Origin of the sequence: Methylobacterium sp. J-030, from assembly GCF_022829545.1 — a bacterium.
Taxonomy (GTDB): domain Bacteria; phylum Pseudomonadota; class Alphaproteobacteria; order Rhizobiales; family Beijerinckiaceae; genus Methylobacterium.
This window is the reverse complement of record NZ_JAKSYM010000264.1, coordinates 15,034-27,909: the sequence shown is the minus strand read 5'-3', so window position 1 is coordinate 27,909 and position 12,876 is coordinate 15,034. Positions and strand designations below refer to the sequence as shown.

Genomic DNA, 12,876 nt, shown 5'->3' with positions numbered 1-12,876 from the left:
ACGTCGCAGCCCCCGGATCGGCAAACAAAAAAAGCAAGGCCCAAGGCCTTGCTTTCAAGCTTCAGTGGCTCGACCTTGAATATCCTCCGCATTGGCTGCGGGGCGGTCGTTTTTCCTCCCGAGACTCGGACCTTGCGCCACCTCTTCCGGGTGTCGCAAACATCGCCGCCCGCTTATAGGAACAACAATTCGTGTTGTCACCGGGTCTGCGAGAAAAAACTGCGCTTTCTTGCCGGCAAATAGGCAGGCCGCTCTCCCGGTGGGCAGGGCCGGCTGGCCGACGGCCCCGCGCCACGGCTTCGCCGCGATTACGCCGCGTCGTGGTCGCGCAGTGCTTGTAATTTACGGCTCCGGCGTGTTGTGTGCCCGCGCGCCGCGGCTCCTCCCGGCCGGCTCCACCTGCAAGACTTTGGCGACATGCGTCTCTCCCGCTACTTCATGCCGACCTTGCGCGAGACGCCCAAGGAAGCCGAGATCGTCTCGCACCGGCTGATGCTGCGCGCCGGCCTCGTCCGCCAGGAGGCCGCGGGGATCTACGCGTGGCTGCCGCTCGGATTGCGGGTGCTGGAGCGCGTCTGCGCGGTGATCCGCCGGGAGCAGGATCGCTCCGGCGCGATCGAGATCCTGATGCCGACCGTGCAATCCGCCGAGCTGTGGCGGGAGTCCGGCCGCTACGACGCCTACGGCAAGGAGATGCTGCGCCTGAAGGACCGGCACGACCGCGAGATGCTCTACGGCCCCACCGCCGAGGAGATGGTGACCGAGATTTTTCGCGCGAGCGCCCGATCGTACAAGGATCTCCCGAAGAACCTCTATCAGATCTCGTGGAAGTTCCGCGACGAGGTGCGGCCGCGCTTCGGCACGATGCGCTCGCGCGAGTTCCTGATGAAGGACGCCTACTCGTTCGACTTCGATCAGGCCGGCGCCCGCCATGCCTACAATCGGATGTTCGTGGCGTACCTGCGCACCTTCGCGGGTCTCGGCCTCAAGGCGATCCCGATGCGCGCCGAGACCGGCCCGATCGGCGGCGACCTGTCCCACGAGTTCATCATCCTGGCCAACACCGGCGAGAGCGAGGTCTTCTGCGACAAGGCCTATCTCGATTTCGACACCCCGCCGGAAACGGTCGATTTCGACGATGTCGCCGGCCTCCAGGGCATCGTCGATGCCTGGACCTCCCACTACGCCGCCACCGAGGACATGCACGAGCCGGCGGCCTTCGCCGAGGTGCCGGAGGAGAGCCGTCTGGCGGCCCGCGGCATCGAGGTCGGGCACATCTTCTATTTCGGCACGAAGTATTCGGAGCCGATGGGCGCCAAGGTTGCCGGGCCGGACGGGATCGAGCGGCCGGTCCATATGGGTTCCTACGGCATCGGCCCGAGCCGGCTGGTGGCGGCGATCATCGAGGCGAGCCACGACGAGGCCGGGATCATCTGGCCGGATGTCGTCGCGCCCTTCGACGTGGCGCTGATCAACCTCAAGACTGGCGATGCCGCCACCGACGCCGCCTGTGCGCAGATCCAGTCCGACCTGGAGACCGCCGGCCTGTCGGTGCTCTACGACGACCGCGACGAGCGGCCCGGCGCCAAGTTCGCCACCGCCGATCTGATCGGCCTGCCCTGGCAGGTGATCGTCGGCCCGAAGAGTCTGGCCGAGGGCAAGGTCGAGCTGAAGCGGCGCGCCGGCGGCGAGCGCGAGAGCCTCGCGATCGTCGACCTGCTCGCGCGCATCAAGCGCGTCTGAGACCCCACACAATGGCGGGATCCGCGGCGATCGACCGGGTGAGGGGCCTCGCAGCCTCGTTCCGCCAGGGCACCGCGCCCTTCGCGCCGTTCGAGTGGATCATCGCGGGCCGCTACCTGCGGGCGCGCCGCCGGGGCGGGGGCGTCTCGGTGGTGGCGTTCTTCTCGGTGCTCGGCATCGCGCTCGGCGTCGCCACCCTGATCATCGTCCTGTCGGTGATGAACGGTTTCCGGGCGGAGTTGCTGTCGAAGATCGTCGGCATCAACGGCCACCTGTTCGCGACACCGATCGACCGGCCGTTCAACGACTGGACCGACCTGTCGGACCGCCTGTCCAAGGTGGCGGGCGTGCGCGCGGCGGTGCCGCTGGTCGAGGGGCAGGCCTTCGCGTCCTCGCAGTACGGCGGCTCCGGCGTGATCATCCGCGGCGTGCGGGCGGGCGACCTCGACGCGCTCGCCGCGGTGACCAGCTCGATCCGCGGCGGCACCCTGGAGGGGTTCGACGACGGCACCGGCGTGCTGATCGGACGGCGGCTGGCCGATACGCTGGGTCTCCAGGCCGGTGACACGATCACGCTGGTGACGCCGAAAGGCTCGTCGACGCCGTTCGGCACCGCGCCGCGGACGAAGAGCTACACCGTCAAGGCGGTCTTCGAGGTCGGCATGACCGAGTTCGACCAGACCTTCGTGTTCATGCCGCTCACCGAGGCGCAGGCGTTCTTCAACAAGGACGGCGACGTCAGCATGATCGAGATCTACGTCGACGACCCCGATCATGTCGGCGAGATGCGCGAGCCTCTGGAGATGGCGGCCGAGCGCCCGATCCTCCTGACCGACTGGCGCCAGCGCAACCGGACCTTTTTCGGGGCGCTGGAGGTCGAGCGGAACGTGATGTTCCTGATCCTCAGCCTGATCGTCGTGGTGGCGACGCTCAACATCGTCTCGGGCCTGATCCTGCTGGTGCGCGACAAGTCGAGCGACATCGCGATCCTGCGCACCATGGGGGCGACGCCCGGCACGATCATGCGGGTGTTCCTGATCAACGGCGCGCTGATCGGCGTGGTGGGCACCCTCGGCGGGCTGGCGCTCGGGATCCTGATCACGCTCAACATCAAGCCGATCCAGCACGTGCTGTTTCCGGGCGCCTGGGACCCGACCGTGCGGTTCCTGGCCGAGATCCCAGCCCAGATGAACCCGAAGGAGATCACCGCCGTGGTGATCACCACGCTGCTGCTGTCGCTCGCGGCGACGCTCTATCCCTCCTGGCGCGCCGCCCGGCTCGATCCGGTGCAGGCCCTCCGCTACGGCTGACGGGCCGCGCATCGATGACCGATTCGAGCCAGATCGCCGGCGACCAGCCGGTCCCGGCCCTGTTCTTCTCCCGCGTCGAGCGTCGCTACGCCCAGGCCGAGGGCGCGCTGGAGATCCTGCGCGGTGCCGACCTCGCGATCTGGCCGGGGGAACTGGTGGCCTTGGTGGCGCCGTCGGGCGCCGGCAAGTCGACCTTGCTGCACCTCGCCGGGCTGCTGGAGAAGCCGGACGGGGGGGAGATCTATATCGGCGGCCAGCCGACCGCCGCCATGGCGGATGCCGAGCGCACGCGGCTGCGGCGCGAGGAGATGGGCTTCGTCTACCAGTTCCACCACCTCCTGCCGGAATTCTCGGCCCTGGAGAACGTGGTGATGCCCCAGCTCATCCGCGGCCTGAAGGCCCCGGAGGCGAAAGCCCGCGCCACCGAACTCCTGAGTTTCCTCGGCCTCAAGCAGCGGCTGCCGCACCGCCCCGCCGAACTGTCGGGGGGCGAGCAGCAACGCGTCGCCATCGCCCGGGCGGTGGCCAACGGGCCGCGCCTCCTGCTCGCCGACGAGCCCACCGGCAACCTCGATCCGGGCACGGCCGGCCACGTCTTCTCGGTGCTGATGGCCCTGGTCCGCGCCTCGGGCCTCGCCGCACTGGTGGCGACCCACAACCTGGATCTGGCCGCCCGCATGGACCGGCGGGTGACGATCCGGGACGGGCTGATCACGCCGCTCGACTGAACACGGGCCTTTCCGTCGACAGGCACCCGCGGTGCATCCTCCGGCAGCCGGCCTGCGCCTTATCCGACCAATCCGATCAACCCGAAACGCCCTTACCCCGGTAAAATTTTAATCCGTCCTGCCGCGTGCGGGGCGTCACGTCGCGGAATGTTTTCGTTCTCTATATTGTTCTCGTGGAAGAAAAACCACGGCAGATCAACCAGATCTTGCTGAACAATATCGGAGATTATTCATGAAGAACCGTTTTTCCGCCGCCGTCACCGCGCTTGTCCTGGCCACCGCGCCGCTGTCGCCCGCCTTCGCGGCCAACGAGGGCCGCTGGACCGGCTTCAACGCCAACGCGCCGGAGACGACCGGTTCGCTCGGCCTCGGCGTCCACGACATGCCTTTCTACGACGGCTGCCCGATGAGCTCGGCCGCAGAGGGCAACGCCAACCAGCAGACTCGCCCGGTCAAGCAGTACGGCCAGACCGCCGGTGGCTACCGCTGCTGATCCGGCATAACGACGGATGAAGCTCAAGCCCCTCTCCTACGTCATGATCGGCGCTTTCGTGAGCGGCATCCTCATGACCCTGGTCGGCTCGGCGAGCGTGCTGCTCGGCCCGTGATTTCGGGTCGCCGCTCCGGGGCCGGCCGCCGGCCCCCGGAGCGGCAGCCGGCTCCGACCCGTCGCGCGCGGAGATGCTACACGCCGCGCCCGGCGGCCAGCCCCTCGACCTGATCGCAGGCATCGGCGATCGCGTCGCCGCCCTCCGCCATCCGCGCCCGGGCCGCCGCGATGGCGCGGGCGACCACGGGATCGGCGAGCAGCCGTCCCAGGACCCGCGCGCCCCGGGCGGGCCGGAAGGACCGGCGGCTCAGCGTCGCGCCGAGGTTCCGATCCTTGAGCCGCCGCCCCTCATCGAAATGATCGAACGCCACCGGGACCACCAGTTGCGGGATCCCCGCGGCCAGCGCCTGCGCCACCGTCCCGACGCCGCCGTGATGGACCAGGGCGGCGCTGCGCGGCAGCAGCGTGCTCAGCGGCGCGTAGGGCAGGTGGATCAGCCCGCCCGACAGCGGCTTCGGGATCTGCCCACCCTGGGGCGCGAGCAGGACGCCGCGTCGACCCATGCGCCGGCAGACCTCCACCGCGGTGTCGAAGAAAGGCGCACCCTGGCGCATGGCCGAGCCGTAGGTGAACACGATCGGCGGCTCCCCCGCCGCCAGGAAGGCGTCGAGTTCCGGCGGCATAGCCGGCACGTCGCCGAACCGGTCGACCAGCGGGAAGCCGAGCTGCACGGCCTGGGCCGGCCAGTCGGGTTGCGGGGCCGCGTACCAGTCGGGGAACATCAGGAGCATGCGCGTCGGGCTGTTCCACCAGTGCCGCAGCCGGTTGACCGGATCGAGTCCGAGGCGCGCGCGCAGGGCGTTCAAGGGCGGCAGCGTGAACGGGCCGACCGCCACGGCATCGACCCCGAGGTTGACGTAGGCACGCCAAGCCGCCGGCAGGAAGCGCGGCAGCGGTAGGCCGGGGAGCCGGGGCGGATCGGAACGGCTCTCGATCAGGAACGGCATCACGTGCAGCGTCGCGGTCGGCAGACCGTAGAGATCCTGGGCGAGCCGCGCGCCCCAGCCGAGGGGCGAGGCGACCACCCGCAGGTCGACACCCTGCGCGCGGGTCGCGCCGAGCCACAGGCAGGTGGCCTCCGCGACCCGCAGGGCGTAGTCGAACATGGGCCGGAAGCCCTGCTGCGGGTGCCAGAGATCCGGCTGACGGATCACGGCCTCGTAATCGGCCACCGTGCCCAGGGGCTCGAAGCCGAGGCCGGCCCGGCGGGCCATCGCCTCGAACGGCGCCGGGGCGGCCAGCGAGACGCCATGGCCGCGCCGCACGAGTTCGTGACCCAGCGCGATGAACGGCAGGACGTCGCCGTGTGTGCCGACGGCCACGAGGGCGACGTCGCATCGCTCGGCCGTCTTGTGCGCGGGAATGGCCTGCTCCTTCGAACCCCCGTTCGGATGACGGGCGCGTTCTCGGCGCGGGGCATGCCAGCCCACCCGATCCACATCAAGATACTTTTTACCATAACTAGAAGCGTCGATAGACGTGTTGCGCGGCAGCCCTGTATTAAGAACAAAACACGAACATTCTGGTCCAGAGGCACGGAGGCGCGGCGATGCTCAAGCGGTTGGTCCTGACCGGGATGCTCGAGTTCATGGCGTTCGGGATGCTGTTCGCGGCGGTGGGCGCCTGGGCGATAGCCTTGGCACCGGTCCGTTAGCCCGCCGCTGCGGAATCACGTCCGGTTCCCGTCCCAGCGACGTTATGCACAGGCGATCGGTCCGTCGGCGCCGATTGTCCACAGGGGCGGCCGGAACTGGTGCTTCCGGGGCACGACCGGTGGATATCGTGCAGCCAATGCTCCGGATCCGTCGACTCGAACCGGCCGAGCGGGGATGCTGTCCGTCCCCGGAACAAGGTCGTCCATGCCACGTCAGCTGAAGGAGGTCGGATTCGTCCACCTCCACGTCCACTCGTCCTATTCCCTGCTCGAAGGGGCGCTGAAGGTCGGCTCCCTGATCAAGGCCGCTCTGGCCGACCGGCAGCCGGCGCTGGCGCTCACCGACACCAACAACCTGTTCGGGGCGCTCGAATTCTCCGAGAAGGCGGCGGGCGAGGGCGTGCAGCCGATCGCCGGCGTGCAGCTCTCGGTGGCGTTCGAGGCGGCGGATCCGCACCAGCGCAACGCGCCGACGAGCCACGGCGTCGTGCTGCTGGCGCAGGACGAGACCGGCTACGCGAACCTGCTGCGGCTGGCGAGCCGCGCCTATTTCGACACGGCGCTCGGTGAATCCCCCCGCCTCGACGCGGCGGCCCTGGCGGGATCGTCCGACGGGCTGATCGCGCTCACGGGCGGCCCCTCCGGCCCCCTCGACGCCGCCTTCCGGTCCGGCCGGCCCGAGCTGGCCCTCGCCCGCCTCGGGCGTCTCAAGGAGGCGTTCGGCGAGGATCGGCTCTATGTCGAGCTGCAGCGCCACGGCCTGCCCGAGGAGGGGCGGATCGAGACCGCGCTCCTCGACCTCGCCGGCCGCCACGGCCTCGGTGTCGTGGCGACGAACGAGCCCTACTTCGCCAAGCCCGACGATTACGATGCCCAGGACGCGCTCCTCGCCATCGCCGAAGGCCGCATCGTCTCCGACGAGCGCCGCCGCCGCCTGACGCCGAGCCACGCCTTCAAGACCCGGGCCGAGATGGCCGAGCTGTTCCGCGACCTGCCGGACGCGCTCCAGGCCTCGGTCGAGATCGCCATGCGCTGCGCCGTCCGGGCTCGGACCCGCAAGCCGATCCTGCCGAACTTTTCGAAGGTCGCAGCGGGCGAGAAGCCGCCCATGGCGGATACCCTCGCCGAAGCCTCCGAGGCCGGCGCGCAGGCGGTCTCGGCCGACGAGCCGACCGAGCTGCGCCGCCAGGCCGAGGCCGGGCTGGAGCTACGCCTGAAGCAGCACGGCACCGCGCCGGGCTTCTCGGAGGACGATTACCGCAAGCGCCTCGCCTTCGAGCTCGACGTCATCGTCAAGATGAAGTTCCCGGGTTACTTCCTGATCGTCTCCGACTTCATCAAGTGGGCCAAGGATCACGACATCCCGGTGGGTCCGGGCCGCGGCTCGGGCGCGGGCTCGCTGGTGGCGTGGTCGCTGCTGATCACCGACCTCGACCCGCTGCGCTTCGGCCTGCTGTTCGAGCGCTTCCTCAACCCCGAGCGCGTCTCGATGCCGGATTTCGACATCGACTTCTGCGTCGAGGGCCGCGAGCGGGTGATCCGCTACGTGCAGCAACGCTACGGCGAGGCGCAGGTCGGGCAGATCATCACCTTCGGCACCCTGCTTGCCCGCGGCGTGCTGCGCGACGTCGGCCGCGTGCTGGAGATGCCCTACGGGCAGGTCGACAAGCTGACCAAGCTGGTGCCGCAGAACCCGGCCAACCCGGTGACGCTCGCCCAGGCGATCGAGGGCGAGCCCAAGCTCCAGCAGGCCATGGAGGAGGAGCCGGTCGTCGGCCGGCTGATCGATATCTCCAAGAAGCTGGAGGGCCTGCACCGCCACGCCTCGACCCATGCCGCCGGCGTGGTGATCGGCGACCGGCCCCTGGAGGAACTGGTCCCGCTCTACCGGGACCCGAAGACCGGCATGCGGGTGACCCAGTTCAACATGAAGTGGGTCGAGCAGGCGGGCTTGGTCAAGTTCGACTTTCTGGGCCTGAAAACCCTCACCATGCTGCGGTGCTGCTCCGATCTGCTGATGCAGCGCGGCATCCACATCGATCTCGCCGCCCTGCCGCTGGACGACGAAAAGACTTACGGGCCGATGGGCCGGGGCGAGACGGTCGGCGTGTTCCAGGTGGAATCGGCCGGCATGCGCAAGGCGCTCTGCGAGATGCAGGCCGACCGGCTGGAGGACATCATCGCCCTGGTGGCGCTCTATCGGCCGGGCCCGATGGCCAACATCCCGGTCTATTGCGAGCGCAAGCTCGGCCGCGATGCCGGCAACGAGGCCGCGTGGTACCCGGATCCGAAGCTCGAGCCGATGCTGAAGGAGACGTTCGGCATCATCGTCTACCAGGAACAGGTGATGGAGATCGCCAAGGTCCTGGCGGGCTACTCGCTCGGCGAGGCCGACATGCTCCGGCGCGCCATGGGTAAAAAAATCCGCGCCGAGATGGACGCGCAGCGCGACCGGTTCCTCAAGGGCTGCACCGAGCGCGGGCTGACCAAGGCCAAGGCCAACGAGATCTTCGACCTGCTCGCCAAGTTCGCCGATTACGGCTTCAACAAGAGCCACGCGGCGGCCTACGCGCTGCTGACCTATCAAACCGCCTACCTGAAGGCGAATTATCCGGTCGAGTTCCTGGCCGCCGCCATGACCCTCGACATCGACAACACCGACAAGCTCGCCGAATTCCGCCAGGACGCGCAGCGGCTCAAGATCACCGTCGAGCCGCCCTCGATCAACACCTCGGGCGAGGTGTTCGAGGTGCGCGACGGCAAGATCTTCTATGCGCTCGCCGCCATCAAGGGCGTCGGCCGCGAGGCGGTGCGGGCGCTGGTGGAGGCCCGCGGCGACCGGCCGTTCAAGGATCTCGCCTGCCTCGCCCGGCGCCTCAATCCGCGGATGATCAACAAGCGCACCCTGGAGAGCCTCGTCCAGGCCGGGGCGCTCGACTGCATCGAGCCGGATCGCGCCCGGGCCTTCGCGGCGGTGGAGCCGATGATGAAGCTCGCCGCCAGCGCGGCGGAGGCGGAGTCCACGGGCGTCACTGACATGTTCGGCGGCGTGGTGGCGGACGACGTGAGCTTGCGCATCCCGCCGCACGAGATCTGGCCGATGGCCGACACGCTCAAGCGGGAATACGCGGCGATCGGCTTCTTCGTCTCGGGCCACCCGCTCGACGAGTACGGCGACCTCCTGGACAAGCTGCGCGTGCAGAGCTGGGCGGATTTCTGCCGCGCGGTGCGGGCCGGGACCTCGAGCGTCGGCCGGGTCGCGGCCTCGGTGCTCGACCGGGCGGAGCGGCGGACCAAGACCGGCAACAAGATGGGCATCGTCACCCTGTCGGACCGCACCGCGCATTTCGAGGCGATCATCTTCTCCGAGGGGCTCGGCCAATACCGCGACATCCTGGAGCCGGGCCGCCCGCTGGTGCTGCAGCTTCAGGCGAACCTGGAGGGCGAGGACGTGCGCGCCCGCATCCTCACCGCGGAACCCCTCGACCAGGCGGTGGCCCGCCACCAGAAGGGCATCCGCATTCATCTGAGCGACCCGCGCGGGGTCGGTCCGGTGCAGCAGCGGCTGTCGATGCGCGGCGAGAGCGAGGTCTCGCTGATCCTCAAGCTCGACGGCGGCGAGCGCGAGGTCGAGATCCGGCTGCCCGGCAAGTTCCAGGCTAGCCCGGCGCTCGCCGGTCAGCTCCGGACCGTGCCGGGGGTGGTGCAGGTGGAGGTGAGCTAGAACGGCGTCGCCAGACACCCGCCGAGCGCCGCCTTCAGCGCGGCCACGTCGCTCTCCGACGGCATGAACACCGCCGTCAGGGTCGGATCGCCGGAGCGCGGGCTGGCCTGTGTCCAGGTGAGCTTCGTCCCGGGCTGGGTCAGCGCCAGGGCGACCCCACGCAGCGGATCCTCGCCCCGGCGCGCGCCCGTCACCGTCAGGGTGAAGCCCGACTCCGCCCCGCTCGCGGCCCCCTGGACCGGCATGCGTACCGAGCGCACGCTTCCTGCGCTCGACACCAGGATGCCGGTGAGCGGCGTCTCGCTGGCCGCACCTTCGAGCCCCGCGAAGTCGAAGCGCGGCCCCAGTTCGGCGAAGCGCGGCACGGTCAGCGCCGCCGACAGGCCGGTGCCGCCCGGATCGCAGGCGAGGTGCAGGGTCGCGTCCCTCTGATCGGTTCCCAGGTCGGCGGCGCCGGTGAGATCCGCACTGCCCCCGGGTGCCCGGCTTCCGCCCAGCAGCGGCGTCCGCCCGGTCATGATGTCGGACAGCCGCTCGCCGCGGCTCAACGGTCCCGCCAGGAGGGCCGCGGCCGCGATGATCACGACGCCCAAGCCCACGCCGATCCGAAGCCGCATCCTGTCCTCGTCTGTGGAGATCCCGGGCCGGGGGCATAGACGATCAAGCCAACGTCGCAACCCTTCGTTCACCACGATCACGCGAACTGCACCGCATCGACAGACGTTTGCGTTGCAGCAACTCCGTAAAAACCGATCGATCCTATGCACCGATGCTCAAGCTTGAGCGTCGCGATGCGCACGAAGATCCTGCTCGTCCTCACCTTTGTGGTCTACGTCACCACCGGCCGCGCCCCCGGCATCCGGGAGCCGCGCAACCCGGACGCGGAGCATGCGGGCGGGCGCGTCGCCATGGTGATGAAGCGCGCCTGGGCGTGAGCCGCGGCGGGTCTCGGGTGCGGCCCTCGGTCGATGCAGGCTGCAAAACGTCATCGCGAGCGCAGCGAAGCGACTGAGGACAGCGGGACGTCGGGGAGCGCGGCGCAACCCTGGGTTGCTTCGCTGCGCGCGCAAAGACGGCGGTGCAGCAGCCGTCATCGAGGGGGACGATATCAGGACTCTGGCGCGCAGGCCCTGAGCCGGTCGGCCACCAGGCTCTGGAGATTCCAGAGGTGCCGGTCGCGGATGCCGAGGCGCTCGCAGGCCTCGACGGTCCGGAATAGATACTCAGCGCTCGGCCCCTTGTGGCCGCAGGCGGCCGCGATCTTGTCCGCGAGCTCGGCATCCGAGAGGCGGCCGGCGTAGCGGTCGCTGGCGCGGTTGGCCAGGAAGGTCAGCGCCGGGACGGTGCCCGCTGCGGTGGCCACCGGGAGCCAGCGGGCGACGTAGCCCCGGCCACGCATCTCCCGCCGCCAGACCGGCATCAGGGCGTCGCGGATCTCCGCGTCGGGCAGGCGGAAGGCGACGCCCCGGCACAGGCCGCCGCGATCGAGCGCCAGGACGAAGCCCGGCCGCTCCGGCGTCCCACGGAAGCGCCGCTGGAGCAGGCAGAACCGGCGGTGGAAGCCGCGGACCGTCCCGATCCGGCGCTCGGCCACCGGGAATTCCGGATTCCACATCAGCGAGCCGTAGGCGAAGACCCAGACGTCGCTGCCCGCGCGCCCCGCGATGATGGCGTCCAGCCCCGGGCGCAGCTCCGCGTCCGACAGCACGGCGAGGGCGTCCGGGTCGTCGGGCACCGGGACGGAATGGGCGCGGGCGATCAGGTCGAGGCTGAGATCGAGGGTGCGGGCGAGGGGGCGGTCGGGGGGCATGGCCCATCAACGCAGAGGCCTCAGCGGGCGTTGCCCGAGGCGTCGAGCTCGGGGAAGGGGCGGGTGCGGTGCCCGGTGCAGACCTCGTCGTCGTCGAGCACCGTGAGCCGGTCGTCCGCGTAGCGCAAAGCCACCTTCGGCTTCTCGGGCTTGCCGAAGGTCCGGCCGTACATCCGCCCCGACACGCAGAAGATCACCCGGCCACCATCCGCGATCGGCCCGGCGATCCGGCTGCCCTCGAATCGCACCGGCAGCAACGAGACCGAACCGAAATCGACCTGCTTCAGCGCCAGGGCGGCGATCCGCTGGAGGAGGGCCGGGGAGGGCGCGCCCTCCGATCCGCCGGCGGTCTTGCGTGGCGCAGCCTGTGCCCCGACGACGGCGAGGACAAGGACAACGGCGAGGGCGGCACGGATCGACATCGTCCCTGGCTACCCGGCCGAGGCTGCCTGGGGCTGGACAGCACCCGGCGCCGCGGCTCCCTATATGTGAGGTTCCAGCGCCCCGCGCACCTCTCACCCCCGCGACGCGATTCCCGATGCAATGGACCGACGACGCCCTGGTGCTCGGCCTGCGCCGGCACGGGGAGAGCAGCGTCATCCTGGAGGCGATGACCGAGGCCCACGGGCGCCATCTCGGCCTCGTGCATGGCGGGCGCTCGCGCCGGATGCAGCCGGTGCTTCAGCCCGGCAACCGGGTCCGTCTGACGTGGCGCGCGCGGCTCGATGAGGGCCTCGGCGCCTTCGCGGTGGAACCCCTCGACTCGCAGGTCTCGCGGCTGATCGGGTCGAGCCTCGCCCTCTACGGCATCGGCCACCTCGCGGCTTTGCTGCGGCTTCTCCCGGAGCGCGACCCGCATCCGGAACTCTACGCGGCGGCCGGTATCCTGGTGGATCATCTCGACGATCCCGCCATCGCCCCGCCGCTGATGGTGCGGTTCGAGTTGGCGATCCTGACGGAACTGGGCTTCGGGCTCGATCTCACCGCCTGCGCGGCCACCGGCGGCAACGATGCCCTGGCCTACGTCTCGCCGAAGAGCGGCCGGGCGGTCAGCGCCTCGGCGGGCGAGCCGTATCGCGACCGCCTCCTGGCGCTCCCGACCTTCCTGCATGCCGGCGGATCCCCCGGCCCGGACGGCGTTGCCCAGGGGTTTACCTTGACGGGATACTTCCTCGATAGGCACGTCTGGGGTCCACGCGGCCTCGGGCCGTCCGAGGAGCGGGCGCGATTCGTTGCGCTCGGCCGCGAGGCCGGGTAATGTTCACGCTCTGTTCTGCGCGCCGCCGTTCATCGATCC

11 protein-coding genes are annotated in these 12,876 nt (G+C 69.9%); 7 read left to right on the top strand and 4 right to left on the bottom strand.

What is annotated here, in order from left to right; all coding sequences use genetic code 11:
- Positions 1–417: 417 nt before the first annotated feature.
- The 4 genes from proS (at position 418) to MKK75_RS19415 (ending at position 4,274) form a co-directional block, all read left to right on the top strand.
- The gene (gene proS / locus MKK75_RS19430) at positions 418–1,743 is read left to right on the top strand and encodes a proline--tRNA ligase (protein ID WP_244044169.1); all 1,326 of its coding nucleotides are present in this window, start codon (positions 418–420) and stop codon (positions 1,741–1,743) included.
- Positions 1,744–1,754: 11 nt separating this feature from the next.
- Positions 1,755–3,053 (top strand): lipoprotein-releasing ABC transporter permease subunit, encoded by a 1,299-nt coding sequence (locus tag MKK75_RS19425; RefSeq protein ID WP_244044168.1) that lies wholly within the window; start codon positions 1,755–1,757, stop codon positions 3,051–3,053.
- Between the two features lie 14 nt (positions 3,054–3,067).
- Positions 3,068–3,781, top strand: a complete 714-nt coding sequence (locus MKK75_RS19420) for an ABC transporter ATP-binding protein (RefSeq protein WP_244044167.1) — start codon at positions 3,068–3,070, stop codon at positions 3,779–3,781.
- A gap of 232 nt (positions 3,782–4,013) precedes the next feature.
- Complete coding sequence (locus MKK75_RS19415; protein ID WP_244044166.1) at positions 4,014–4,274, top strand: hypothetical protein; 261 nt, start codon at positions 4,014–4,016, stop codon at positions 4,272–4,274.
- Between the two features lie 191 nt (positions 4,275–4,465).
- Here the strand turns inward: MKK75_RS19415 and MKK75_RS19410 are convergent, their stop codons facing one another.
- Entirely contained in the window at positions 4,466–5,713 is a 1,248-nt protein-coding gene (locus tag MKK75_RS19410) for a glycosyltransferase (protein WP_244044165.1), read from the bottom strand.
- Between the two features lie 537 nt (positions 5,714–6,250).
- Between MKK75_RS19410 and dnaE the strand changes: the two genes are divergently transcribed.
- The gene (dnaE, locus tag MKK75_RS19405; RefSeq protein ID WP_244044164.1) at positions 6,251–9,769 is read left to right on the top strand and encodes a DNA polymerase III subunit alpha; all 3,519 of its coding nucleotides are present in this window, start codon (positions 6,251–6,253) and stop codon (positions 9,767–9,769) included.
- Here dnaE and MKK75_RS19400 read toward each other — a convergent pair.
- Positions 9,766–10,386, bottom strand: coding sequence for a hypothetical protein (locus MKK75_RS19400; RefSeq protein WP_244044163.1), 621 nt, complete (start codon positions 10,384–10,386; stop codon positions 9,766–9,768). The genes dnaE and MKK75_RS19400 overlap by 4 nt on opposite strands.
- Positions 10,387–10,560: 174 nt before the next feature.
- Here MKK75_RS19400 and MKK75_RS19395 point away from each other — a divergent pair, with 174 nt between their 5' ends.
- Positions 10,561–10,704 carry a hypothetical protein gene (locus tag MKK75_RS19395; protein ID WP_244044162.1) on the top strand — a complete coding sequence of 48 codons (144 nt, stop codon included), beginning with the start codon at positions 10,561–10,563 and terminating at the stop codon, positions 10,702–10,704.
- Positions 10,705–10,877: 173 nt separating this feature from the next.
- Here the strand turns inward: MKK75_RS19395 and MKK75_RS19390 are convergent, their stop codons facing one another.
- Together MKK75_RS19390 and MKK75_RS19385 are read right to left on the bottom strand one after the other, a co-directional pair.
- Positions 10,878–11,579, bottom strand: a complete 702-nt coding sequence (locus MKK75_RS19390) for a gamma-glutamylcyclotransferase (protein WP_244044161.1) — start codon at positions 11,577–11,579, stop codon at positions 10,878–10,880.
- A gap of 20 nt (positions 11,580–11,599) precedes the next feature.
- Positions 11,600–12,001, bottom strand: a complete 402-nt coding sequence (locus MKK75_RS19385) for a hypothetical protein (protein ID WP_244044160.1) — start codon at positions 11,999–12,001, stop codon at positions 11,600–11,602.
- Between the two features lie 116 nt (positions 12,002–12,117).
- Between MKK75_RS19385 and recO the strand changes: the two genes are divergently transcribed.
- The gene (gene recO, locus MKK75_RS19380; RefSeq protein ID WP_244044159.1) at positions 12,118–12,837 is read left to right on the top strand and encodes a DNA repair protein RecO; all 720 of its coding nucleotides are present in this window, start codon (positions 12,118–12,120) and stop codon (positions 12,835–12,837) included.
- The last annotated feature ends 39 nt before the right edge of the window (positions 12,838–12,876 follow it).

Excerpts from the sequence above, each read along its gene's own strand:
- proS (WP_244044169.1), top strand. The coding sequence starts at position 418 with ATGCGTCTCTCCCGCTACTTCATGCCGACCTTGCGCGAGACGCCCAAG.
- MKK75_RS19425 (WP_244044168.1), top strand. The coding sequence starts at position 1,755 with ATGGCGGGATCCGCGGCGATCGACCGGGTGAGGGGCCTCGCAGCCTCG.
- MKK75_RS19420 (WP_244044167.1), top strand. The coding sequence starts at position 3,068 with ATGACCGATTCGAGCCAGATCGCCGGCGACCAGCCGGTCCCGGCCCTG.
- MKK75_RS19415 (WP_244044166.1), top strand. The coding sequence starts at position 4,014 with ATGAAGAACCGTTTTTCCGCCGCCGTCACCGCGCTTGTCCTGGCCACC.
- dnaE (WP_244044164.1), top strand. The coding sequence starts at position 6,251 with ATGCCACGTCAGCTGAAGGAGGTCGGATTCGTCCACCTCCACGTCCAC.
- MKK75_RS19400 (WP_244044163.1), bottom strand. The coding sequence starts at position 10,386 with ATGCGGCTTCGGATCGGCGTGGGCTTGGGCGTCGTGATCATCGCGGCC.
- MKK75_RS19395 (WP_244044162.1), top strand. The coding sequence starts at position 10,561 with ATGCGCACGAAGATCCTGCTCGTCCTCACCTTTGTGGTCTACGTCACC.
- MKK75_RS19390 (WP_244044161.1), bottom strand. The coding sequence starts at position 11,579 with ATGCCCCCCGACCGCCCCCTCGCCCGCACCCTCGATCTCAGCCTCGAC.
- MKK75_RS19385 (WP_244044160.1), bottom strand. The coding sequence starts at position 12,001 with ATGTCGATCCGTGCCGCCCTCGCCGTTGTCCTTGTCCTCGCCGTCGTC.
- recO (WP_244044159.1), top strand. The coding sequence starts at position 12,118 with ATGCAATGGACCGACGACGCCCTGGTGCTCGGCCTGCGCCGGCACGGG.